The 22629-nt window shown below is 72.6% G+C and carries 21 protein-coding genes; 12 read left to right on the plus strand and 9 right to left on the minus strand.

The window, feature by feature from the left end; all coding sequences use genetic code 11:
- Positions 1-65: 65 nt before the first annotated feature.
- Together scy and mce are read right to left on the minus strand one after the other, a co-directional pair.
- The gene (gene scy / locus OG594_RS30040; protein ID WP_266605031.1) at positions 66-4622 is read right to left on the minus strand and encodes a polarized growth protein Scy; all 4557 of its coding nucleotides are present in this window, start codon (positions 4620-4622) and stop codon (positions 66-68) included.
- Between the two features lie 192 nt (positions 4623-4814).
- The gene (gene mce, locus OG594_RS30045; RefSeq protein WP_008738238.1) at positions 4815-5243 is read right to left on the minus strand and encodes a methylmalonyl-CoA epimerase; all 429 of its coding nucleotides are present in this window, start codon (positions 5241-5243) and stop codon (positions 4815-4817) included.
- Between the two features lie 135 nt (positions 5244-5378).
- Between mce and OG594_RS30050 the strand changes: the two genes are divergently transcribed.
- Together OG594_RS30050 and meaB are read left to right on the plus strand one after the other, a co-directional pair.
- Positions 5379-6578, plus strand: coding sequence for an acetyl-CoA C-acetyltransferase (locus OG594_RS30050; protein WP_033218877.1), 1200 nt, complete (start codon positions 5379-5381; stop codon positions 6576-6578).
- An 82-nt stretch (positions 6579-6660) separates the two neighbouring features.
- Positions 6661-7620 (plus strand): methylmalonyl Co-A mutase-associated GTPase MeaB, encoded by a 960-nt coding sequence (gene meaB / locus OG594_RS30055; RefSeq protein WP_266605034.1) that lies wholly within the window; start codon positions 6661-6663, stop codon positions 7618-7620.
- 70 nt (positions 7621-7690) lie between these two features.
- On the opposite strand, the gene OG594_RS30060 is transcribed toward meaB, so the two are convergent.
- From OG594_RS30060 to OG594_RS30080, 5 genes are all read right to left on the minus strand, one after another.
- Positions 7691-8263 (minus strand): PepSY domain-containing protein, encoded by a 573-nt coding sequence (locus OG594_RS30060; RefSeq protein WP_266605036.1) that lies wholly within the window; start codon positions 8261-8263, stop codon positions 7691-7693.
- Positions 8264-8392: 129 nt separating this feature from the next.
- The gene (locus OG594_RS30065; RefSeq protein WP_266606630.1) at positions 8393-8896 is read right to left on the minus strand and encodes a MarR family winged helix-turn-helix transcriptional regulator; all 504 of its coding nucleotides are present in this window, start codon (positions 8894-8896) and stop codon (positions 8393-8395) included.
- A gap of 63 nt (positions 8897-8959) precedes the next feature.
- Positions 8960-9763 carry an AIM24 family protein gene (locus tag OG594_RS30070; RefSeq protein ID WP_266606631.1) on the minus strand — a complete coding sequence of 268 codons (804 nt, stop codon included), beginning with the start codon at positions 9761-9763 and terminating at the stop codon, positions 8960-8962.
- Positions 9764-9774: 11 nt separating this feature from the next.
- Entirely contained in the window at positions 9775-10425 is a 651-nt protein-coding gene (locus OG594_RS30075) for an AIM24 family protein (protein WP_030009699.1), read from the minus strand.
- Positions 10425-11063: an AIM24 family protein gene (locus OG594_RS30080; RefSeq protein WP_266605038.1), complete on the minus strand. Its 639-nt coding sequence runs from the start codon at positions 11061-11063 to the stop codon at positions 10425-10427. The genes OG594_RS30075 and OG594_RS30080 overlap by 1 nt, the downstream gene beginning before the upstream one ends.
- 197 nt (positions 11064-11260) lie before the next feature.
- Here OG594_RS30080 and OG594_RS30085 point away from each other — a divergent pair, with 197 nt between their 5' ends.
- The 7 genes from OG594_RS30085 (at position 11261) to OG594_RS30115 (ending at position 18072) form a co-directional block, all read left to right on the plus strand.
- Positions 11261-11605, plus strand: coding sequence for a DUF3817 domain-containing protein (locus OG594_RS30085; RefSeq protein ID WP_266605039.1), 345 nt, complete (start codon positions 11261-11263; stop codon positions 11603-11605).
- Positions 11602-11898, plus strand: a complete 297-nt coding sequence (locus OG594_RS30090; RefSeq protein ID WP_030720816.1) for an MTH1187 family thiamine-binding protein — start codon at positions 11602-11604, stop codon at positions 11896-11898. The genes OG594_RS30085 and OG594_RS30090 overlap by 4 nt, the downstream gene beginning before the upstream one ends.
- A 183-nt stretch (positions 11899-12081) precedes the next feature.
- Positions 12082-12780 carry a hypothetical protein gene (locus OG594_RS30095; RefSeq protein ID WP_266606632.1) on the plus strand — a complete coding sequence of 233 codons (699 nt, stop codon included), beginning with the start codon at positions 12082-12084 and terminating at the stop codon, positions 12778-12780.
- On the plus strand, positions 12777-13466 hold the full coding sequence (locus OG594_RS30100) for a DUF4166 domain-containing protein (RefSeq protein WP_266605041.1): 690 nt from the start codon (positions 12777-12779) through the stop codon (positions 13464-13466). Before OG594_RS30095 ends, OG594_RS30100 begins: the two co-directional genes overlap by 4 nt.
- Complete coding sequence (locus tag OG594_RS30105) at positions 13463-14092, plus strand: TetR/AcrR family transcriptional regulator (protein ID WP_266605043.1); 630 nt, start codon at positions 13463-13465, stop codon at positions 14090-14092. The genes OG594_RS30100 and OG594_RS30105 overlap by 4 nt, the downstream gene beginning before the upstream one ends.
- 240 nt (positions 14093-14332) lie before the next feature.
- The gene (locus OG594_RS30110; protein WP_266605045.1) at positions 14333-16093 is read left to right on the plus strand and encodes a glycosyltransferase family 2 protein; all 1761 of its coding nucleotides are present in this window, start codon (positions 14333-14335) and stop codon (positions 16091-16093) included.
- 2 nt (positions 16094-16095) lie between these two features.
- Positions 16096-18072: a kelch motif-containing protein gene (locus OG594_RS30115; protein ID WP_266605047.1), complete on the plus strand. Its 1977-nt coding sequence runs from the start codon at positions 16096-16098 to the stop codon at positions 18070-18072.
- A 45-nt stretch (positions 18073-18117) separates the two neighbouring features.
- Here OG594_RS30115 and OG594_RS30120 read toward each other — a convergent pair whose 3' ends face one another.
- Together OG594_RS30120 and OG594_RS30125 are read right to left on the minus strand one after the other, a co-directional pair.
- Positions 18118-19158, minus strand: coding sequence for a glycoside hydrolase family 6 protein (locus tag OG594_RS30120; RefSeq protein WP_266605049.1), 1041 nt, complete (start codon positions 19156-19158; stop codon positions 18118-18120).
- A 124-nt stretch (positions 19159-19282) separates the two neighbouring features.
- Positions 19283-20281 (minus strand): DUF5937 family protein, encoded by a 999-nt coding sequence (locus OG594_RS30125; protein ID WP_266605051.1) that lies wholly within the window; start codon positions 20279-20281, stop codon positions 19283-19285.
- A gap of 140 nt (positions 20282-20421) precedes the next feature.
- Between OG594_RS30125 and OG594_RS30130 the strand changes: the two genes are divergently transcribed.
- The 3 genes from OG594_RS30130 (at position 20422) to OG594_RS30140 (ending at position 22604) form a co-directional block, all read left to right on the plus strand.
- Positions 20422-21678 carry an MFS transporter gene (locus tag OG594_RS30130; protein ID WP_266605053.1) on the plus strand — a complete coding sequence of 419 codons (1257 nt, stop codon included), beginning with the start codon at positions 20422-20424 and terminating at the stop codon, positions 21676-21678.
- A gap of 21 nt (positions 21679-21699) precedes the next feature.
- A complete protein-coding gene (locus OG594_RS30135) occupies positions 21700-22206 on the plus strand; it encodes a MarR family winged helix-turn-helix transcriptional regulator (protein ID WP_266605055.1) in 507 nt (168 codons plus the stop codon).
- A 68-nt stretch (positions 22207-22274) separates the two neighbouring features.
- The gene (locus OG594_RS30140; protein ID WP_266605057.1) at positions 22275-22604 is read left to right on the plus strand and encodes a DUF3817 domain-containing protein; all 330 of its coding nucleotides are present in this window, start codon (positions 22275-22277) and stop codon (positions 22602-22604) included.
- Positions 22605-22629 lie beyond the last annotated feature (25 nt).

Genomic DNA, 22629 nt, shown 5'->3' on the forward strand with positions numbered 1-22629 from the left:
CGGCAGAATGCTTGTCACCCGTTCGCCTGAACCTTCATCAGGTGCACACACCCCAGAGCATTTGGCTACCCCTCCGACGCCTTGCCACCCGAACGAGTGGATCCCGCAGTCACTCCGGCCTTCACGCCCCCCGTGCCCTGGCTGCCGATCGCCGGCTTTCCGCCGCCCGAAGGCGCCTCGAATGATTCCAACGCCTCAAGAACGTCCTGGACACGGGAGATCTCCGCCTGAATGTCCTCGCGACGGCGCACCAGGACCTCCAGCTCGCGGCGGCCCTCCTCGACGAGCTGCTCCGCCTCCGCCTTGGCCTGCGCGAGCGCGCTCTCGGCCTCCCGGGCCAGCTCCGCCTTCTTCTGCTCAGCCTCCTTGAGGAGCGCCTCCGCCTTGCGGACCGCAGCGATGCGCACCTTGCTCGCCTCGCTGCTCGCGTCCGACACCAGCTCCTTGGCCTTCGCCTCGGCCTCGACGCTCTGCTCCGTCGCCGCGCGCACCAGCTTGTCCACGCGCTCGCCGGCCGACTTCATCTGCTCCGCCGACTCCCGGCGGGCCCGCTCGTGCAGCTCCTCGACCTCGCCCTCGACGCGGCCGCGCAGCTCCTCCGCCCGTTCCCTTATGGCAGCCGCGTCCGTGCGCGCGCCGACCAGCAGCTCGTTCGCGTCCGTACGGGCCTTCTCCACCATGGAGTTGCCCTCGACGGTCGCCTCGGAGGTGATCCGCACGGCCTCCGTGCGGGCCGCGTCGACCATCGCGTCGGCCTGCTCCTCGGCCGCCGTGGTGGCGGCGAGGGCCTGCTTCTGCGCATCGGTCGTGAGCTTGTCGGCTTCCGCCGCGGCCTCGGTGATGAGCCGGTCGACCTGCTCCGCGGCCTCGGTGCGGCGCTTGTTGGCCGCCTCGCGCGCCTCGTCGAGCAGTCGCTCGGACTCGGTACGGGCCTCGCTGCGGGTGCGCTCCGCCTCGGCCGCAGCCCGGGCCTTGACCCGCTCGGCCTCCGACCGGGTGCGGGTCGCGTGCTCCTGCGCCGAGGACAGCGCCTCCGACGCGTCCGCGCGCAGCCGCTCGGCCTCGCCGGCCGCCTCGCCGACCGTGCGCTCGTTGTCCTTGCGGGTCTGCTCGGTGAGCTTCTCCGTCTCGGAGATGGCCTCGGTGACGAGCCGGTCCGCCTGCTCGGCCGCCTCGGTGCGCAGCCGGTTCGCCTCGGCGCGCGCCTCGTCCAGCGTCTGCTCGGCATCGCGCTCGGCGCCCGCCAGGGTCTCGTTCGCCGCGGCCGTGACCCGCTCCGCCTCCGCGGTGGCCTCGCCGACGATCCGGCCGCCCTCCGCACGGGCTTCGTCCAGCACCTGGGCCGCCTCGGCGCGCAGCCGGTCGGCCTCCGCCGCGGCCTCGCCGACGGTGGCCTCGTTGGCCACGCGGGTCTCGTCGATGAGCCGGTCGCCCTCAGCACGCGAGTCGACCATGATCCGCGCGGCGTCGCGCTCGGCGCCCGCGAGGGTCTCGGCCGCCTGCGCCTTGAGCCGGGTCGCCGCGGTGGTGAGCCGCTCGGCCTCCAGCGTCGCCTCGCCCACGGTCGCCGCGTTCGCGGCGCGGGTCTCGTCGGTGAGCCGGTCGGCCTCCGCCGCGGCCTCGGTGATGAGCCGGTCGACCTGCTCCGCGGCCTCGGTCCGCAGCCGGTTGCCCTCGGCCCGTGCCTCGTCCAGGGCGTTCGCGGCCTCGGTGCGGACGGCCTCGGCGGCCTCGGCCGCCTCGGCGGTGATCCGCTCGGCCTGCGCCTCGGCGTCGCCGACGGTGACCGCGTTCGCGGCGCGGGTCTCCTCGGTGAGCCGCTCGGCCTCCGCCGTCGCCTCGGCCGTGATCCGGGCGCCCTCGGCGCGCGAGGCCTCCAGGGACTCCGCGGCCTCGCCGCGGATGCGGTTCGCGTCGGCCCGGGCGTCGGCCCGGGTCCGGGACGCGTCCCGCTCGGAGGCGGCCAGCGCGTCCGTGGCCTCCGTACGCACCCGCTGCGCGTACTCGGCGGTGTCGCTGCGCAGCTGCTCCGCCTCGGCGATGGCCTCGGCGACCGTACGCTCCGCCAGTGCCTTCGCCGCGTCCGTCTCGGCCCGCGCTTCGCTGCGGACCCGGTTGGCGTCCTCGGTGGCCCGCTCCCGCTCCGCGTAGGCGTCGCTGCGGACCCGGCCGGCCTCTTCCTCGGCCTCCGTCTTCGTACGCTCCGCCGCGTGCTCGGCGGCGTTGCGCAGCCCGGCGATCTCCTCCTCGGCCTGCTCGTGCAGCCCGGCCACGGAGTCCCGCACCTGCTGGGCGGTGGCCTCCGCCGCCGACACGACCTCCGACGCGCGCCGCTCGGCCTCCTCGGTCAGCCAGACCGCCTCGGCCTGCGCCTCCTCGGAGCGCTTGCGGGCCTGCGCCAGCAGTTCCTCGCTCTGCTCGCGGGCCTGCGCCCGCTCGCTGTCCGCATCCGTGCGCGCCGACGCCAGGGTCTCCTCGGACTCCCGGCGGCGCCGGGCGGCCTCCTCCTGTGCGGCGGCCAGCGCCTCCGCGGCCTCCTCGGCGACCCGCTCGGCGGCGGCCTTCGCCTCCGCGCGCAGCCGGTCCGCGGTCTCCTGGGCCTCGGAGCGCACCCGCTCCGCCTCGGCCTCGGCCTCACCGCGCAGCCGCACGGCGGACTGCTCGGCCTCGGCGCGCACCCGGCCGGCGTCCTGCGCCGCCTCGGTGCGCAGCTGGTCGGCCTCGGCCTCCGCCTGCGTCTGCAGGGTGCGGATCCGCTCCGCCGACTCGGCGCGCAGCCGGTCGTTCTCCTCCGTGGTCTCCCGGCGGATGTTCTCCGCCGCACCGCGGGCGTCGCGCAGCGTCTGCTCGGCCGTCGTCAGCCGGGTCTCGGCCTCCGTGTGCAGCCGTACGAGCTCCTCGTCGGCCTCCGCCCGCTTGGCGGCCAGCGCCTGTTCGGTCTCCTGGCGCCGGGCGGCGGCCGCCGCGTCCGCCTCGGCCCGTACGCCCTCGGCCTGCTCCTCGGCCTCGGCGCGCAGCCGCTCGGCCTCGGCGCGGGTCCGCTCCAGGGTCTCCTCGGCCTGCTTGCGCAGCATGCCGGCCCGCTCCACGGCCTCGGCGCGCACCCGCTCGCTCTCGGCGGTCGCGCCGCCGCGCAGCTCGTCCGCGTCCGCCTTGGCCTTGCCCAGCAGTTCCTCGGCGGTCCGGGCCGCCTCCTCGATCTGCTGGACGGCCTCGCGGCGGGCCTCGCCGCGGATCCGCTCGCCCTCGGCGACGGCCTCGGCGCGCAGCTGCTCGGCCTCGCCGCGCAGCCGCCGGGCCTCCGACTGGAGCTCGACCGTACGGGCCCGGTACTCCTCGGTGTCGTCCTTCGCCGCGCCCTTGAGCTCGTCGGCCGTGGCCGCCGCCTGCAAGCGCAGCCGGTCGGCCTCGGTCTCGGCCTCGCGGCGGATCCGCTCGGCCTCCTCGGACGCGGCCCGGGTGGTGGCCCGGGCGTCCTCCGAGGCCTTGTTCAGTACGTCCTCGGCGGTGCGGGCGGCCTTCGCCAGCTGCGCCGCCATGTCCTCGGCCGCGGCCGTACGGGCCTGCTCGCCGGCCTCGGTGCGCTGCCGCTCGGCGTCCGCACGGGCGTCGGCCAGGACCTGCTCGGCCTCCGCCTTGAGGGCCTCGGCCTCCTTGGTGGCCTCGCCGACCAGCCGGGCGACCTGCTCCTTGGCGGTGCGGGTGCGCTGCTCGTTGACGGACTCCGCCGACGTCAGCTGCCGGGTCGCGCTCTCCTTCGCCTCCGCGAGGACCTTCTCCGCCTCGGCGCGCGCCACGCGCAGCGCGGAATCGGCTTCCTGCACGCGGGATTCGGCCAGCCGACCCAGGTCCAGGGTCTGCTGGCGGGTGTGCTCGGCCTCGGCGGTGGTGGTGGAGCGCAGCCGCTCCGCGTGCTCGCTGGCCTCCTGGGCCTGCGTGGACGCGGCGGTCAGCAGCCGCTCGGCCTCCTTGCGGGCGCGCAGCAGCGTGGCTTCGGCCTCCGCGCGGGCGGTCTCGGCGTCCGCGGCCATCCGGCGCCGGGTCTCCTCGGCGACCCGGGCGGCTTCGGCGCGGGCGGCGTTCAGCGACTGCTCGGCCTCGGCGCGGGACTCCTCCATGAGCCGGCGCGCCTGGGACTCGGTGCGGGCGCGCAACTGCTCGGCCCAGGCCACGTTCTCGTTGACGTGGGCCTCGACGGTCTGGCGCCGCTCGCCCAGCTCCTGGTCCAGGCGCTGGCGGCGGTTGACGGCCTCGGCGTGCAGCTCGGCCTGCAGGCGCGCCTGGTGCTCGGCGTGCTCCTGGAGGATGCGCTGGGTCTGCGCCCGGGCGTCACGGAGCTCGCGCTCGGCGTCCGAACGCATCTGGTCGGCCTGGATCTGGGCATTGCGGAGCAGCTGCTCCGCTTGGTACCCCATGTCCGCGCCGTCGTAGGCGGGGCGGGACGCAAGAGCGCGTCGTACCTCGTGAAGCTTGGCGCGCAGCACCTCGACCTGGTATCCCAGGTCTTCAGCGTGCTGGACGGCCTTCCCGCGCTCCTTCTTCAGCCGCTCCATCTCGGCCTCGAAGCGCGAGAGATGGTCGGCTTCGGCCTGATGGCTCTCCTGGCTTTCGTAGCCCCGCACAGCGCGGTCCCATCCGTCCCCTGGTCGCAAGCTCACTCCCAATGAGCATCGCTCGCCCGCTGAACGACGCCCCCGGGGGAATGGTGTCAGATACCGGGGCAGGGGTCACAGGCCCCGACCCCGTCTCCGCACCGAACCCCGGCCGAGCCATGGCCACTCTACCGGCCGGGGAATCGGGCCATCAGTGGTCCGTCAGTGCTCGGGGTTCGAGGTGACCAGTTCGGTGAGGACGCCGTGGCAATCCTTGGGGTGTAGGAAGGTGATGGAGGAGCCCATGGAGCCGGTGCGGGGCTGGTCGTAGAGGACGCGGACGCCCTTGCCGCGGATGGCTTCGGAGTCCCCCTGGACGTCCTCGGTGCCGAAGGCGATGTGGTGGACCCCCTCGCCGTTCTTGGCCAGCCATTTGCCAACGGCGGAGTCCTCGCGGGTGGGCTCCAGGAGCTGGAGGTACGAGGCGCCGCCGTCGGACGTCTCGTTGATCTTCAACATGGCCTCGCGGACACCCTGCTCCTCGTTGACCTCGGAGTGGAACACCTCGAAGCCGTACGTGGCACGGTAGAACTCGACAGTCTTGTCCAGGTCGAAGCAGGCGATCCCGATGTGGTCGATTCTTGTCAGCATGGTGATAGTGCACCGCTGAAGGGGGTCGTCACGCAACGTGCGCGCGATCACACCGGCAGCCCGGTGACCGCTGCGGTACCGCCCAGTACATTCACGTAAACCCTCGTTCACTCCTCATCCAAGGGGCTGTGCCTCATGTCCGGATCGAACAACACCACTTCTGTGATCGTCGCCGGGGCCCGCACGCCCATGGGGCGGCTGCTCGGCTCGCTGAAGTCCTTCTCGGGTGCCGACCTCGGCGGCTTCGCCATCAAGTCCGCGCTGGACCGGGCCGGGATCTCCGGCGACCAGGTGCAGTACGTGATCATGGGCCAGGTGCTGCAGGCCGGCGCGGGCCAGATCCCCGCCCGCCAGGCGGCGGTCAAGGCCGGCATCCCGATGAACGTGCCCGCGCTCACGATCAACAAGGTGTGCCTCTCGGGCCTGGACGCGATCGCGCTGGCCGACCAGCTGATCCGCGCCGGTGAGTTCGACATCGTGGTCGCGGGCGGTCAGGAGTCCATGACCAACGCCCCGCACCTGCTGCCCAAGACCCGCGAGGGCTACAAGTACGGCGCCGTCGAGATGCTGGACGCGATGGCCTACGACGGTCTCACCGACGCCTTCGAGAACATCGCGATGGGCGAGTCCACCGAGAAGCACAACACCCGCCTGGGCATCGAGCGCGCCCCGCAGGACGAGTTCGCCGCCGCCTCGCACCAGCGGGCCGCGGCCGCGCAGAAGAACGGTGTCTTCGAGGCCGAGATCGTCCCTGTGGAGATCCCGCAGCGCAAGGGCGACCCGGTGATCTTCTCGACCGACGAGGGCATCCGTCCCGAGACCACCGTGGAGTCCCTCGGCAAGCTGCGTCCGGCCTTCGCCAAGGACGGCACGATCACCGCCGGCACCTCCTCGCAGATCAGCGACGGCGCCGCCGCCGTGGTCGTGATGAGCAAGGCGAAGGCCGAGGAGCTCGGCCTGGAGTGGATCGCCGAGATCGGCGCCCACGGCAACGTGGCCGGTCCCGACAACTCGCTCCAGTCGCAGCCGTCGAACGCGATCCTGCACGCGCTGAAGAAGGAGGGCCTCGAGGTCTCCGACCTGGACCTCATCGAGATCAACGAGGCCTTCGCTGCGGTCGCCGTGCAGTCAATGAAGGACCTCGGCGTGACGCCGGAAAAGGTGAACGTCAACGGTGGCGCCATTGCGCTGGGACACCCGATCGGCATGTCCGGTGCCCGTGTGGTGCTGCACCTGGCGCTGGAGCTGAAGCGCCGCGGCGGCGGCGTCGGCGCGGCCGCCCTGTGCGGCGGCGGCGGTCAGGGCGACGCGCTGATCGTCCGCGTCGCCAAGTAGGCAGCGCCGGGACGCCGGGCCCCCCGATGCGGGGCCCGGCAACCCGCAGGAACCCGTACGAGAACCGAGGAGCGCAGCACGTATGACGGTGGACGTCCCCCAGCTGGTGGCCCAGGCCCGTGAGGGCCGGCCGAGAGCGGTGGCCCGGCTGATCTCGCTGGTCGAGGGAGCGTCCCCGCAGCTGCGCGAGGTGATGGCGGCACTGGCCCCGCTGACGGGCGGGGCGTACGTGGTGGGGCTGACGGGGTCGCCGGGCGTCGGCAAGTCGACCTCGACCTCGGCCCTCGTGTCCGCGTACCGCAAGGCTGGCAAGCGGGTCGGCGTCCTCGCCGTCGACCCGTCCTCGCCCTTCTCGGGCGGGGCGCTGCTCGGCGACCGGGTGCGGATGTCGGACCACGCCTCGGACCCGGGGGTCTACATCCGCTCCATGGCCACCCGCGGCCACCTGGGCGGGCTCGCCTGGGCCGCCCCGCAGGCGATCCGGGTGCTGGACGCGGCCGGCTGCGAGGTGATCCTGGTCGAGACGGTCGGGGTCGGGCAGTCGGAGGTGGAGATCGCCTCGCAGGCCGACACCTCGGTGGTGCTGCTGGCCCCCGGGATGGGGGACGGGATCCAGGCCGCCAAGGCGGGAATCCTGGAGATCGGCGACGTGTACGTGGTCAACAAGGCGGACCGGGACGGCGCGGACGCCACCGCCCGGGAACTCAACCACATGCTGGGCCTGGGCGAAGCCCGGGGCCGGGACGACTGGCGGCCGCCGATCGTGAAGACGGTCGCGGCCCGCGGCCAGGGCATCGACGAGTTGGTCGAGGCGCTGGAGAAGCACCGGGCGTGGATGGACGAGCGCGGCGTGCTGGCCCAGCGCCGGGCGGCCCGGGCGGCCCGGGAGGTCGAGACGATCGCCGTGACGGCGCTGCGGGCGCGGATGGCGGACGTGCACGGGGACGCGCACCTCGACGCCCTGGCCGCCAGGGTGGCCGTGGGCGAGCTGGACCCGTACGCGGCGGCGGACGCGCTGCTGACGACGCTGACGGAGGCGTAGGGCCTTCGCACCCGGGCCGGGCCCCGGCAGGGCGCGTGCGGCGCCGCTGCCGGGGCCCGGCCCGGGTGCGTCAGGAGTTCTCGTCCGAGTCCGAATCGGAGTCGGAGTCCGACTGCGCGGTGACCTTGCCGGTCGTGGGGTCCACGGAGGCGTTCCACGTCGTGCCGTCGGAGCTCTTGACCTCGACGTGCCAGTACGGGGCCTGGCCGTTGTCACCGGCGTCCCATTCGACGGTCCACGCCGTGCCCGGGTGCGCGGCCACGGCGGCCTTGGCGGCCTGCCCCGCGGTGATCTTGGCCGCGAGCAGCCCCTTGTGCTCGCCGGGGTCCTCGTCGGTGTCCACGTTCTGCCGGGAGACCTTGCCGGTGGCGGCGTCGACCTCCAGCTCGGCGTGGCCCTTGCCGTCCTTGGTGATCACGTCCACGTGCCAGACGTTGCCGTCCCGGTCGAGGGACTCGACCACGCCCGGGTAGTCCTTCAGGGCGGCGGCGAGGGCCTGCTCGGCCGTGACGTCGACCTTGGCGGCGGCGGTCGCGGGGGCGGTTCCCGCCAGGTCGGCGGAGACCGCGGCGGCGGTCGCCGCGGGGCCCGCGACCAGCAGGGCCACGGACGCGGCCGCTGAGACGAACACGTTGCGCTTCATAGGCTGGACCTCCTCAGGCCGGCCCACGGACACAGGGCCGGCAGCGAGCGTTCCCAGCCATTGTGGGGCCGATGGCCGTCCGGGGCGCGGCGAGCCCGTGAGGCCCGCGCTGCCCGGACGGCCCCGGCCTCAGACCTTGCCGCGGTTGTCGCGCAGGTGCTCCGCGACCGGGGTCAGCGAGGCGCGCAGCGCCGCCAGGGCCTCCGGCGGCAGCAGGTCGATGAAGTGCTTGCGGACGGACGCCACGTGGTGCGGGGCGACGCGTCGCATCGTTTCCATGCCCTCGTCCGTGAGCACCGCGTACAGGCCGCGGCGGTCGGACTCGCAGTTCACCCGGCGGACCAGACCGGCCGTCTCCATACGCGTGATCTGGTGCGACAGCCGGCTCTTGGACTGCAGCGTGGCGGTCGCGAGATCGCTCATCCGCATCCGGTGGTCCTGCGACTCCGAGAGGTTCACGAGGATCTCGTAGTCGTTGTTGGTGAGTCCGAAGGGCTGGAGATCCTTTTCCAGCTGGTGCATCAGCAGCCTGCTGACGTCCAGGTGGGTGCGCCAGGCGCACTGCTCGGCGTCGGTCAGCCAGTGGGTCCCCCCGGACGGAGTCTGGGGGAGGGGGGCCGTCTCGGTCTCCATGGTCTCCATGAATGAACTCTACCTAAAAAGTTGAATTGCGTACAAAAATCTCAGGTCAGGCGGTCACAGTCCGAGGCGGCGCTGGAGATCACCCAGCTGTCCCGGCATCCGCGGCACGCCCAGCTGCCCCATCGGCCCCTGACCGGCCCCCGGAACGCCCTGCGCGTTGCCCGTGGCCGCCCCGGCGCCGACCGCGCCGATCGCCTGCTCCGCCATCAGCATCTCCGACGACTGGAGCAGCACCGTCCCCGCACCGACGAACTCGAACTGGTGCTCCTCGCCCGAGCTGCCCCCTATGCCGGTCAGCGAGCGCAGTCCGCCCATGACGCCCGTCATGTAGCCGTGGTCGTAGTGGTGGCACGGCGAGGGGCAGTCCGCCCAGCCCACCAGCGCCTGCGGGTCCACGCGCAGCGGCGGTTCCATGAACACCACCGGTCCGTTGGACGCTGCCACGAACTTCCCGGTTCCGATCAGCGTCAGGAAGCCCGGGACGATCGACTGCTTCAGGGCGAGCGAGGGCTGGTACGCGAGCAGGTTGCCCGAACGGATCGTCAGGTTGCCCTCGTCCAGGTCGTACGAGTTCACGTCGAAGGCCCGGTCGGCCAGCAGCATCTTGCCCGAGCCCTCGGCCACCACCCAGTCACTGGCGTGCAGCGGCGAGTGGAAACTGGTGCGCAGCAGGCGGTCGAAGCGTCCGTTGCCGATGCCGTTGAACTCGATGTGCCCGTAGTACGAGATCATCTTGCCCTTCTGCAGGAACCACTGGCTCCCTTTGAGCTCCACGCAGAAGGTGTACGCGTTCACGTTGTCGTCGGAGGGCAGCGTGTACGGGTCGTAGACCGTCGGGCCGCCCGGTCCGCCGGTCACGGGGCCAAAGTTCACAGCTTCTCCTCGGAGGCCTGTACGTACACCGCGCCCTGGCCGGACAGCTCCAGCTGGAACGCCTCGCCCGAGCCGCGCCCCACCATGTCCCGCCAGCCGAGCGCGGTGGAGAGCTTGTTGCGCACGTCACCGTGGTGGGCGACGTACGCCTGCGGGTCCACGTGGATCGGGCGCTGCGGGGTGATCGGCAGTTCTATGACCCCGCCGTGGGCCATCACGGCGACGGAGCCGTGGCCCTTGAGGGTGGTGGTGAAGAGGCCCTGGCCGGTCACCTGGCCGCGGACCATGCCCATGACCCCGCCCTGGGAGCCCATGAACATCGTGCCCTGCTGGAGGGTGCCGTCGAAGGCGAGCAGCCGGTCGGCCTCGACGTAGAGGGTCTCGCCGGTCAGGTTGATGACCTGGATGTGGTGGCCGCCGTGGCCGAACATCACGGTGCCGCTGCCCTCGACCGCCATCAGCGGGGTCTGCTCGTTCGCCACCCGGCGCCCGATCATGCCCATGACCCCGCCCTGACCGCCCGTCAGGCTCGGGGTGAAGGAGACCTCGCCGCGGTACGCGAGCATGGCGCCGCGCTGGCTGTACATCTTCTGACCCGGGATCACCTGGGCCTCGACCATCTTCGAGTTGATCTCGCGGAACGGCATCAGATGTCGCCCCCGACGGTGTTGCGCTCGCTGGGCTGCACGTAGACCAGGCCCTCGCCCTCGAAGCGGATCTGGAACGCCTCGCCGGAGCCCTCGCCGATGAGTGTGCGGAAGTTCACACCGGACTGGAAGGACTGCTGGAGGTTGCCGGTGTGCGCGACGTACGCGCCGGGGTCGACGGACAGCGGGTACTGGGCGCTCACGCGCAGCACCACGGCCGGTCCGTCGGACATGATCGCGGCCTGGCCCGAGCCCTCGACGGTGGTGGTGAACAGGCCGTTGCCTGACGCCCCGCCGCGCAGGCCGGTGAAGGTGGTGCCGGTGCGCAGACCGGCGTCGGTGCACAGCAGGTTGCTGGACTCGACGTAGAGCTTCTCGCCGCGCAGGTTGACCAGGTTGATCTCGCTCGCACGGTCGGCGAAGAAGCAGGTGCCGTGCCCCTGCACTTCCATCACTGTCATCTGTTCGCCGGTCAGTCGGCGGGTCACCATGCCGCGGAGGCCTTCGCCGCCGCCGGTCATCTTCTTGAAGGCCATCTGCCCGTCGTACGCGACCATGGAGCCGTTCTTCGCTTTCACGGCATCCCCGGTCAGGTCGACGGCCAGCACCTTGCTGCCTTGGAGTCGGAACTGAGCCACGGGAAGACGTTATCGGCAGCGGGCGACCCCGAACAGGGCCTCGTGGCTGATATATGCCACACCCGGGAGATATGGGTGCGACCGCGCGGGGCCCCGGCCGGCCCGCGGAGGCCGTGGCGGGGGAGGGGCCGGGTCAAGATCCCGTAAAGCGGCTGAGACACTGGGAAGGACCCTGGCCTCCACCCCGAAGGTTCCACGTGGACATCAAGACCGCCTCCGCCCTGCACCGCCTGCGCCTCGTCTCCGTTCCGGAGGCGCTGTCGTTCCCGGCCCTGCTGATCTTCGGGACGCTGCTCAGCTGGCTCACCGACATCGACTACCTGAAGATGCCGCTGGGCATGCTGCACGGCATCCTCTTCCTCATCTACTCGGTCTTCCTGCTGGACGTCTGGAACCGGGCCAAGTGGCCCTTCAAGAAGGTCCTGCTGTTCTTCGCCCTCGCGGTGGTGCCCTTCGGCGGGCTGTACGGGGACAAGCTGCTCAAGCGGGAAGAGGCCGACAGCGTCGTCGCGGCCCGCGCGCGCCAGGCGGCCGACGCGTGATCGTCGCGTTCTCGGTGACCCCGCTGGGGGTCGGCGAAGAAGTCGGCGAGTACGTCGCCGACGCGGTCCGGGTGGTCCGCGAGTCCGGGCTGCCGAACCGCACCGATGCGATGTTCACCACCGTGGAAGGCGAGTGGGACGAGGTCATGGACGTGGTCCGGCGCGCGGTGGCGGTCGTCGAGGAGCGGGCGCCGCGCGTCTCCTTCATCTTGAAGGCCGACATCCGCCCCGGGGTCCACGACGGGATCACCTCCAAGGTCGAGACGGTGGAGCGGCACCTCGCCGAGGGCTGAGCCGCCCTCACCGGTCCGCGTTCCACTGGTATGTCCGAAAGCGCCCCCGGCCTGCTGGCCGGGGGCGCTTTCGCATGCCCCGGCTGCCCCGGCCGGCCGGTCGCACACAGTCTTGAGCGATCGCTCAAGTTCCCCTAAGGTGCCGGTTGAGCGATCGCTCAATTCACGGAACGGGGGGTGGCGATGGGCCTGTACGTCGAGACGCGGATCCGGGTCGGCATGGACGAGCTGTGGGAGCGCAGCCAGGATCCGGCGCAGCACCAGCGCTGGGACCTGCGCTTCACCTCCATCGGCTACCTCCCGTGCGCCGAGGGCGAACCCCAACGGTTCCGGTACGCGACCCGCGTGCTTCCGTTCCTCTCCGTCGACGGGACCGGGATCTCCGCCGGAGAACGCCACCGGTCCGACGGCACCCGGGTGTCGGCCCTGCGGTTCGCCTCGGAGCACCCGCTGTCGCTGCTCGCCGAGGGCAGCGGGTACTGGCGCTACGTCCCGGGCCCCGACGGGATCCGCTTCCTCACCGGCTACGACTACCGCCCGCGTTGGGGCCGCTTCGGCGCCCTCGCCGACCGGCTGGTGTTCCGCCCGCTCATGGGCTGGGCCACCGCCTGGTCCTTCGACCGGCTGCGGCTGTGGTGCGAGCGCGGGACCACCCCGGCCCTCGCCCTCGCCCGCGCGATCGGCGAGGGCGCCCTGCGCGTCCTGCTGTCCGTGGCCGCCCTGCTGTACGCGCCGCTGCCGGCCGCCCTGCTCGTCCTGGCCGCCGCCCTACTGCTGCCGCCGCTGCCCGGCACCCCCGCCGCCCGCCGCTGCCTGCGCACCCCGCCCGGCCGCACCCCCGCCCGCGCACCCCGCCTGCTGAGCACCCTGGAGCCGTCGTGACCTCCATCTTCCGGGCCCACATGGGCGCCGCGTTCGATCGTCTGCACCCGCAGATCCAGCGCCGCTTCTCGGTGGGGCTCGCGAGCGGCGAGGGCTGCATCGGCCGCGGCACCATGGAACGGATCTGGCACGGCCCCGCTTACGTGAAGCCCTTCCTCCGGCTCGGCGGCGTACGGAACATCCTGGTGCCGCACGAGGGACGGAACGTCCCCTTCGTCATCGAGAACCTCCCCTACCTCGACTCCTTCGGGCGCGAGACCGTCACCTTCGTACGGACCTTCCAGCTGCCCGGCGGAGCCCACCGCTTCGACGCCACGATGGTCCACAGCCCCGAACGCGACTGCGTCCTGGACTACCTGGGCACGCACCAGCACCTCGCCAGCGACCTCCACATGAGCGCCGAGCCCGACGGCTCGCTGCTCATCCGCTCCGGCGAACACCGCTTCCGCGAGGGCCCCCTCGACGTCCGCGTCCCCGACCTCATCGGCGGCGAGGCCGAGGTCCGCGAGTCCTTCGACGAGGCCACCGGCCGGTTCCGGATCCGGGTACGGGTGGTCAACCGCCGCTTCGGACCGCTCTTCGGCTACGAGGGCACCTTCACCGCGCAGTACGTCGACGCCCGCGACCGATGGGCGAGCGGGCTCTGCGGCGACCTGCGCCCGGTCCGCGAGGAGGTCCGGGCATGAGCGCCGCCACCAAGGAGAAGCTGCTCGAAGGGGCCCTGCGCACCGTGGCCGAGCAGGGCATCGCCAAGGCCTCCGCCCGCACCGTCGCGGCCACCGCCGGGGTGGGGCAGGGCCTGATCTTCTACCACTTCGGCTCCGTGGACGAACTGCTCGCCGCGGCCTGCCGGTACGGCGCCGAGCAGCGGGTGGCCCGCTACCGCGACCGGCTCGCCGCCCTGGGCAGCCTCGCCGAACTGCTGGAGTTCGCCCGCGCCATGCACGAGGAGGAGCGGGCCGCCGGAAACGTCGCCCTGCTCGGGCAGCTGCTGGCCGCCGGGCAGACCTCGCCCGTCCTGGCCGCCGCCACCGCCGACGGGCTCGGGCTGTGGATCGAGGAGCTGGAGAAGGTCCTCACCCGGCTGCTGTCGGCGACCCCGCTGGAGGGGTACGCCGACCCGGCCGGGCTGGCCCGGGCCACGGCCGCCTCGTTCATCGGCATCGAGCTGTACGAAGGGGTGGACCCGGGGGGCGCCGGCAGCGCGCTCGCCGCGCTGGAACAGCTCGCCGGGCTGGCCGCCGTGCTGGAAGGCCTCGGCTCCCTGAGCCAGCGCGTGGTGCGGCACGGCCTGCGGCGCGGCACCCGCTGACCCGGGGGTGCCTGGCCGATCAGGTCGGGCCCGCGGTGGCCGGCACCGCTCCCTGATCCGGCCTCACCGACAGGGCGTCCGCTGGCCGCGCCGCCCCCGCCGGCCGCACGCGTCACCCGTACGGCCCTGTGGCCCGGACCTGAGGAAGGACCGCCCGGTCGGCCGATCCCCGTTCGACACGACCGAGTTCGTCACCTTTCGTGGGGGTACAGGCCTCGGGATCGAGCACCGGGAGGGACCGTGGCGCCGGAAGGCTTCGACTACGAGACGCACAGCCGCCTCGCCGGTCCGTTCGCGCAGCCGGCTCCCGGCCCCGACGGCGTCCACCGGGTGGAGTACCGCTCCCTGCTCTCGCGCGAGGAGGTCCGCACCCGAATACGGGCGATCGCCCTCATGACGCTCGCCCCGGTGGCCGCGGCCGGACTGCTGCTCTACCTGGTCTGGCCCACCCACTGGACCGTCCGGGAGGGCGCCGCCCGCTGGCTGATCGTCTGCGATGCCATGATGCTCTGCTCCATCGCGTTGATCATGCTGTTCACGCTGGTCAACGTGGTGTCGATCGCCCACGCCACGATGGCCGCCTGCGACCCCGTCCCCGTACCGCCCGAGCCCGGCACCCGCGTCGCGTTCCTGACGACCTACGTCCCCGGCAAGGAGCCCCTCGCCATGGTGCGGGCCACCCTCCGGGGCGCGCGGCGCGTCCGCCACGACGGGTCGCTGGACGTATGGCTGCTGGACGAGGGCGACGACCCCGAGGCCCGGGCGCTGTGCGCGAAGCTCGGCGTACGGCACTTCACCCGCAAGGGGGTGCCCGAGTGGAACACGGCGAAGGGCTCCCACCGGGCGAAGACCAAGCACGGCAACTACAACGCCTGGCTGGAGCGGCACGGCGACGACTACGAGTTCTTCGCCTCCGTCGACACCGACCACGTCCCGCTCCCGAACTACCTGGAGCGGATGCTCGGATTCTTCCGCGACCCCGACGTCGCCTTCGTCGTCGGCCCGCAGGTCTACGGCAACTACACGGAGGCCGTCACCAAGGCCGCCGAGTCCCAGCAGTACCTCTTCCACGCCCTGATCCAGCGCGCCGGCAACCGGTACGGCGCCCCCATGTTCGTCGGCACCAACAACACCGTACGGATCGGCGCCCTGCGGCAGATCGGCGGACTCTACGATTCCATCACCGAGGACATGGCCACCGGCTTCGAACTCCACCGCCGCAGGAACCCGGCCACGGGCCGGTTCTGGCGTTCCGTCTACACCCCCGACGTGCTGGCCGTCGGCGAGGGCCCCGCCTCCTGGACCGACCTCTTCACCCAGCAGCTGCGCTGGTCCAGGGGCACCTACGAGACCCTGTTCAAGCAGTACCGCAAGGGCCTCTTCACGATGCCCGCCGGGCGCCGGCTCAACTACACGCTGATGCTCGTCTACTACCCGATGACCGCCGTGAACTGGCTGCTCGGCGTCCTCAGCTGCGCCCTCTTCCTGTGGTTCGGCGCCTCCGGCACCCAGGTCTCCTCCAAGGTCTGGCTGATGCTCTACGCCGACGCGGCCGCCCTCCAGGTGGGCCTCTACCTGTGGAACCGCCGCCACAACGTCTCGCCCCACGAACCGGCCGGCTCCGGCGGTGTCGCGGGCATGGCCCTGTCCGCGGTCTGCGCGCCCGTCTACCTCAGGTCGCTCGGCTCGGCGCTGCTGCGCACCGAGGGCCGTTTCGTCGTCACCCCCAAGGGCGGTGACGCCAGCCCCGACCGGCTGATGACCTTCCGCATCCACCTCTTCTGGGCCGCCGTCCTCATCGTCTCGCTGCTGGCGTCCGTCCGCTTCGACCACACGCACGTCGCCATGCGCGTCTGGGCGGTGCTGGCCCTGGCCATCGCGCTCGCCCCGGTCGCCGTGTGGTGCCTGACGCGCGGCCGGGCGGGATCCGGGGGCGGGGCGAACGGGGGCTCCGAGCCGGGTGAGGAGCCGGCGTACGTGCGGGCGACAGGAGGGAACTGAGCATGGACTACCGGCCGTCGAAGAAGTTCAAGAAGACCGCCCTGGGCGCCGGCGCCGTGCTGGTGCTGGTCGCGCTCAACGCACCCGCCGCGATCTCCTTCGCCGAGGACAAGTACCACGCATACAAGATCGGGCAGACCAGTTACCGGATCCAGTACGGGTCGTGGGGCCTCATCGGGCTCCCCGAGGAGTACCGGATCAACGCCATGCACGCGGCCCTGCTGCACACGGGCAAGGTGCTGCTGATCGCCGGCAGCGGCAACGACCAGAAGAACTTCGACAAGGGCACCTTCGACACCGTCCTGTGGGACCCGAAGGACGACAGCTTCAAGAAGATCCCGACACCGGAGGACTTCTTCTGCGCCGGGCACAGCCAGCTGCCCGACGGGCGGCTGTTGGTGGCCGGCGGCACCGCCCGGTACGAGGTCCTCCGCGGGAAGGTCACCCGGGCGGGCGGGCGGATGCGGGTCAAGAACGAGAACCCCGACAAGGCCGTCAAGCTGCGCAAGGGCACCCGGTTCCGCTCTCCGTCCGGGGTGGAGTACGAGGCGAAGTTCGACGTGGTCGTGCCGAAGGCCAGGAAGGACTTCGAGATCACCTACGGGCGCGGCGGGCAGGTCATGCCGTGGCGGACCACCGTGGTCGCCGCCGAGTCGCGGGTCTTCGTGGAGGCGGTGAAACCCGGCGCCGAGGGGCTGACGACGGAGGCCGCGCAGTACGAGGTGGTTGGGCTGACCGGCAAGGACGCCGACAACGTCTACGGGCTCGCGGAACGGCTGAGCGCCGACAAGCAGGACTTCCAGGGCATCAAGTCGGCGTACGAGTTCGACCCGGTGGCGGAGAAGTACCTGCGCGTCGACCCGATGAGCGACGCCCGCTGGTACCCGACGCTCGTGACCCTGGAGGACGGGCGGGTGCTCGCGGTCTCCGGGCTCAACGACGTGGGCGACGTGGTGCCCGGCGACAACGAGTACTACGACCCGCGGACGAAGAAGTGGTCCAAGGCCCCCTTCCACTACTTCCCGACCTATCCCGCGCTCTTCCTCATGCAGGGCGGCAAGCTCCTCTACACCGGCTCCAACGCGGGCTACGGCCCGAAGACCAAGGGGCGCGAGCCGGGCGTGTGGGACCTTGCGACCAACGAGTTCAAGAAGGTGGGCGGGCTCGCGGAGCCGGACCGGCTGGAGACTTCCGCCTCGCTCCTGCTGCCGCCCGCCCAGGACCAGAAGGTGATGGTCCTCGGCGGTGGCGGGGTCGGCGAGTCCAAGCTCTCGTCCAGCCGGACCGCGATCGTGGACCTGAAGGAGGAGAACCCGGTCTTCCGGTCCTCGGCGCGGCTGCCGCGCGCCACCCGCTACCTGAGCAGCGTGCTGTTGCCGGACGACTCGGTCTTCACCACGGGCGGCTCCGCCGACTACCGCGGCCGCAGCGCCAGCGACATCCACAAGGCGCAGTTCTACTACCCGCGCACCGACTCCTTCGCGGCCGCCGCCGATCCGACCGTGGGCCGCAACTACCACTCCGAGGCGCTGCTGCTGCCGGACGGGCGGGTGGCGACCTTCGGCTCGGACCCGCTCTTCGCCGACAAGGACAACACCAGGCTCGGCAAGTTCGAGCACCGGCTGGAGGTGTACTCGCCCCCGTACCTCTACCGCGGCGCGGACCGGCGGCCCGTCCTCGGCGAGGGGCCCGAGGAGTTCGACGCGAAGGGGCGGGCCACCTTCGCCGCCGCGCACCCGGAGCGGATCGAGCGGGCCCGACTGATGCGGCCGAGCGCGGTCACGCACACCACGGACGTGGAACAGCGCTCGATCGAACTCGGGCTGACCAGGACGGACGACTCGGTCACGGTCGAGGTGCCGCAGGACCCGACGCTGGTGCCGCCCGGCTGGTACATGCTGTTCGTGACCGACGCCGACGGGACGCCCTCGGTGGCGAAGTGGCTCCAGGTCAAGGCCCCGCAGCCGGCGGCCCCGTAGGGGTCCGGCCGGTCGGGTCGGGCGGGGCCGTGGTGCACTCCCCGGTCATTGCCTGGCGCGGCGGGCCAGGCCCAGGGCGTAGTCAGGCCACCAGGTGCCGGCCGACGGGCCGCCGCGGCAGGTCCCGTCGGACTCGCCGGGCCGCTTGACCCAGAGGTACGCGTCCACGAGCGGGTCGCCCGTCCGGTCGGTCGGCGGTGCCCCGAGGGCGCGGCCCGGCGGATTGCACCAGGCCTGGGAGCGGTTGCCGGGCAGCGGCCCGTCGCCGTTGCGGCTGGTGTCGATGACGAAGTGCTTGCCGCTGGTGCCCTGGGAGATCTTGGCGCCGTAGGCCCGGGCGGCCGCGTCGGGCTGGAAGTTGGAGACGTTGAGGGCGAAGCCGTCGGCCCGGGCGAGGCCCGCCTTGAAGAGGGGGTCGACCAGGTCCATGGGGTTGGGGATCCAGGCCGGGTTGCCGGCGTCCAGATAGACCTTGGTGTTGGGGTTCTTCTTCAGCCGGTCGACGGCCTCAGAGAGCAGCTGGTAGCGCTCGGCGTGGTGCTCGGGTCGGGTGCAGCCGTCGATGATGTGCGCGATGGCGTCCGGCTCCAGGACGACGACGGCCTTGGTGTCCTCGATGTTGTCGGCGAAGGCGCCGATCCAACTGCGGTAGGCCCGGGCGTCGGGGGCGCCGCCGGCCGAGTGCTGACCGCAGTCCCGGTAGGGGATGTTGTACGCGGCGAGCAGCAGGGTCCGCCCGGTGGCCCGGGCTCCCGCCCTGGCCCGGCGGATCTCGGGGCCGGGGTCGTCGCCGGGTCCCCACAGGGTGAGCGGCCGGTCCGCGATCCTGCGCAACACCTGGGCGTCGCTGTTGCGGCCCGCCGCCTCCCAGGCCGCGACCTGCCGGGCGGCGTCGCTGTGCGGGTCCACCCAGAACGGGGACTCCTCGGCCGCGACGATGGGGGAGGGCGCCGCGGGCGTGGCGGCGGGGGTCCCCGGCTCGGGCGCGGGCTCGCCGCCGCAGGCGGGGGCCGCGGCGAGGAGCGCGAGGAGGCCGAGGACGGGGGCGGTGGTGCGAAAACGCGGCCTGCGAGCGGCGGGGGGCATCCGGCTTCCTCGGGACGAAGGGTCGGGCAGCGGAGCGAGATACCGGCACATGTTGACATGTCGGACAGTTGGCATGGCTGTGCGACACCGGGCGGCAGGGCCGAGCGGGCCGGGCCGGCCGGGATCAGGGGGTGGGGGCGCCCGTGGTGAGCGCGATCGCCAGCGGGGTGCGCTCGTAGCGGACCTGGCGGCCGTGGCGCGAGGAGATGAGCAGCCCCGCCGCCCGCAGGACCCCCAGGTGGGCCGAGACCGTGGAGGGGGCGAGGGCGAGCCGGTGGGCCAGCGCCGTGGTGGAGGCCGGTTCCTCCAGCGCGCACAGCACCTCGGCCCGGGCTCGGCCCAGCAGCTGGGCGAGCACGTCCGGGGTGTTCTCCTGGGCCGGGGTCCACAGGCCGCCGATGCCGCGGGCCGGGTAGACGATGGTGGGCTGCCAGGGCGGGTCGAAGCCGCCCGCGATCCCCGGCCAGATGAAGGCGCTCGGCATCAGGAGCAGTCCCCGGCCGCCCAGGACGCGCTCGTGGTGACTGGTGGGCCGGTCGATGGTCAGGGTGAGGGAGGCGGCGTCCCAAGCCAGGCTCGGGTGCAGCCCGTCGAAGAGGGACTGGAGACCGCCGGCGGCGAGGCGGCGCGAGTGGAAAAGGACGTCCGCCTCCAGCAGGGCCCGCAGCCGCGGCCAGTGCGGCTCGATCAGCACGCTCCAGGCCCGTTCCATCAGATCGGCCAGGTCCCGCACGGCCCGGGCCGGATCGGCCAGCAGGGACCGGCCCAGGTCGCTGTCGAGGGCGCCGGGCGTACTGGCCAGCGACTTGCGGATGTCCTCGCGCGCCACGGCCGGATCCGCCCCGCGGATCAGCGCGATCTCCTCCCCGAAGGAGACCCCGGGTCCGCTGGGCGGCGGGCCGATGAAGTCCGCACTGTGTCCGCGGTGCGGCATCAGCAGCCACAGCGGCCGCAGGTCCAGCCCGGCGGCGGCGGCGCGGATCTGCCGCAGCCAGGGCAGGTGGTAGCCCTGCCGTTCCGCGAGCTTCAGGGTGCGGACCGCCTCCTGCGTCTCCCACGCGGGCGAGAGCGCGAAGCGGCACCGCAGCAGGTCCTCGTGCCCGAAATAGTGGTGCAACCCCATCCCGGCGCTCCCTCCCCTTCCTCGTCCCGCGCGATGTCGATGACGCCGACGATGGTGCCGACGACGTGAAGACTCTGCCCCACCATTCGGCCCCAGCCGAATCTCTGGGGCGCCGGCCCCGGGCCCGGGAGGCTGGGCCCATGCCAGCCGATACCCAGGCGCCCGGGCGGTCCGCACCGCCACCGGGCTACCGCTCCGTGTTCCGGGTCCGTGAGTTCCGGACCGTCTTCGCCGCCCACCTGCTGTCCGTGTTCGGCGTGGTCGTCGCCGAGATCTCGCTGTCCGTCCTCGTCTACCGCACCACCGGCTCGCCCCTGATGAGCGCGCTGACCTTCGCCGTCGGCTTCCTCCCGTACGCCCTCGGCGGCACCCTGCTCGCCGGGATCGCCGACCGCCGTCCTGCCCGCCGGGTGCTCGTCGCCTGCGACCTCGTCTGCGCGTTCTGCGCGGCCGCCATGGTGGCGCCGGGCACGCCCGTCGCCGTGCTCCTCGTACTGCGCTGCGCGATGGCCTTCGTGGCGCCGCTGTTCCAGGGCACGCGCAACGCCTCCCTCGCCGACGTCCTCGGCACCGGCGACGCCTTCGTCCTGGGCCGCTCGCTGCTGCGCATGGTGGCCCAGAGCGCCCAGCTCATCGGCTTCGGCCTCGGCGGGCTGCTGCTCACCGTGCTCGCGCCGCGCGCGGCCATCGGCCTCACCGCCGCCGGCTTCCTCGGCTCCGCACTGCTGCTGCGGCTGGGCACGCGCAGCCGCCCCGCCCGCAGCGGCGCCCGCACCTCCCCGCTCGCCGGACTGCGCGCCGTCCTCGGCCGGCGCCGGCTGCGTGCGCTGATGCTGTTGTTCTGGCTGCCGCCCGTCTTCCTCGTCGCCCCGGAGGCGCTGCTCGCCCCGTACGCGGACGGCATCGGCGTCGGCACCGCCGCTCTCGGCCTGATGATGTGCGCCCTGCCCGTCGGCACCATCGCCGGGGAGCTCTGGGCCGGCTCGGCCCTCACCGCCCGGACGCGGTCGCGGATCGTGGTGCCGCTCGCGGCCGCCGGGCTGCTGCCGCTCCTGCTCTTCGCCGTCCGGCCGGGCCTGCCCGTGGTCCTCGCCGCCCTGCTGCTCGCCGGGCTGGCCCACGCCCACACCCTCGGGCTGGACCAGTGGTACGTCGAAGCCGTACCCGACGAGCTGCGCGGCCGGGCGATGACGCTGCTCAGCACCGGTCTGATGACCCTCCAGGGGGTCGGCATGGCCCTGGCCGGCCTCGCCGCCGAATTCCGCCCGGTGCACGAGGTCGTCACCGGCGCCGGGGTCCTCGGCACGGGGGTCGTGCTGCTGCTCCTGGCCGAACTCCGGGCGGCCGCCCGGCAGGAGGAACGACTGAGGGATGAGACGGCCCCCGCGGTGAAGTGACCTCCCGGTAGGGTCGGACGCGTGCCCAAGCCGCTCAGCCTTCCCTTCGACCCCATCGCCCGCGCCGACGAGCTCTGGCAGCAGCGCTGGGGGCCCGTGCCCTCGATGGCCGCGATCACCTCGATCATGCGCGCGCACCAGATCCTGCTCGGTGAGGTCGACGCGGTCGTCAAGCCGTACGGGCTGACCTTCGCCCGCTACGAGGCACTGGTGCTGCTCACCTTCTCCAAGGCCGGCGAACTGCCGATGTCCAAGATCGGCGAGAGGCTGATGGTCCACCCGACCTCGGTGACCAACACCGTGGACCGGCTGGTGAGGTCCGGACTGGTCGCCAAGCGGCCCAACCCGAACGACGGCCGCGGCACCCTCGCCTCCATCACGGAGAAGGGCCGCGAGGTCGTCGAAGCCGCCACGAAGGACCTGATGGCCGTCGACTTCGGCCTGGGCGCCTACGACGCCGAGGAGTGCGGGGAGATCTTCGCGCTGCTGCGCCCGCTGCGGGTGGCCGCGGCGGACTTCCAGGAGTAGCCGGGGCCGGCGGCCGGGGCCCGGGGCCGCGTCAAGATCGAGCAAAACGGACGGCTAGGCTCGTCGGCATGAAACGAAGCGTGCTGACCCGCTACCGCGCCATGGCCTACGTGACCGCGGTCATGCTCCTGATCCTCTGTGCCTGCATGGTGGCGAAGTACGGCTTCGACACCGGCGCCGACCTGACCTTCGTGGTCTCGCAGGCCCACGGTGTGCTCTTCATGATCTATCTGGTCTTCGCCTTCGACCTGAGCTCCAAGGCCAGGTGGCCCTTCGGCAAGATGCTCTGGGTCATGCTCAGCGGAACGATTCCGTTGGCCGCCTTCTTCGTCGAGCGCACGGTCCGCGCCGAGGTCGAGCCGCTGGTCAACGACTCGGTCGCGACCGCCAAGGCCTGATCGCCGCTCCGTACGAGGCGAGCGT

Source organism: Streptomyces sp. NBC_01214 (assembly GCF_026340975.1).
Taxonomy (GTDB): Bacteria; Actinomycetota; Actinomycetes; order Streptomycetales; family Streptomycetaceae; genus Streptomyces.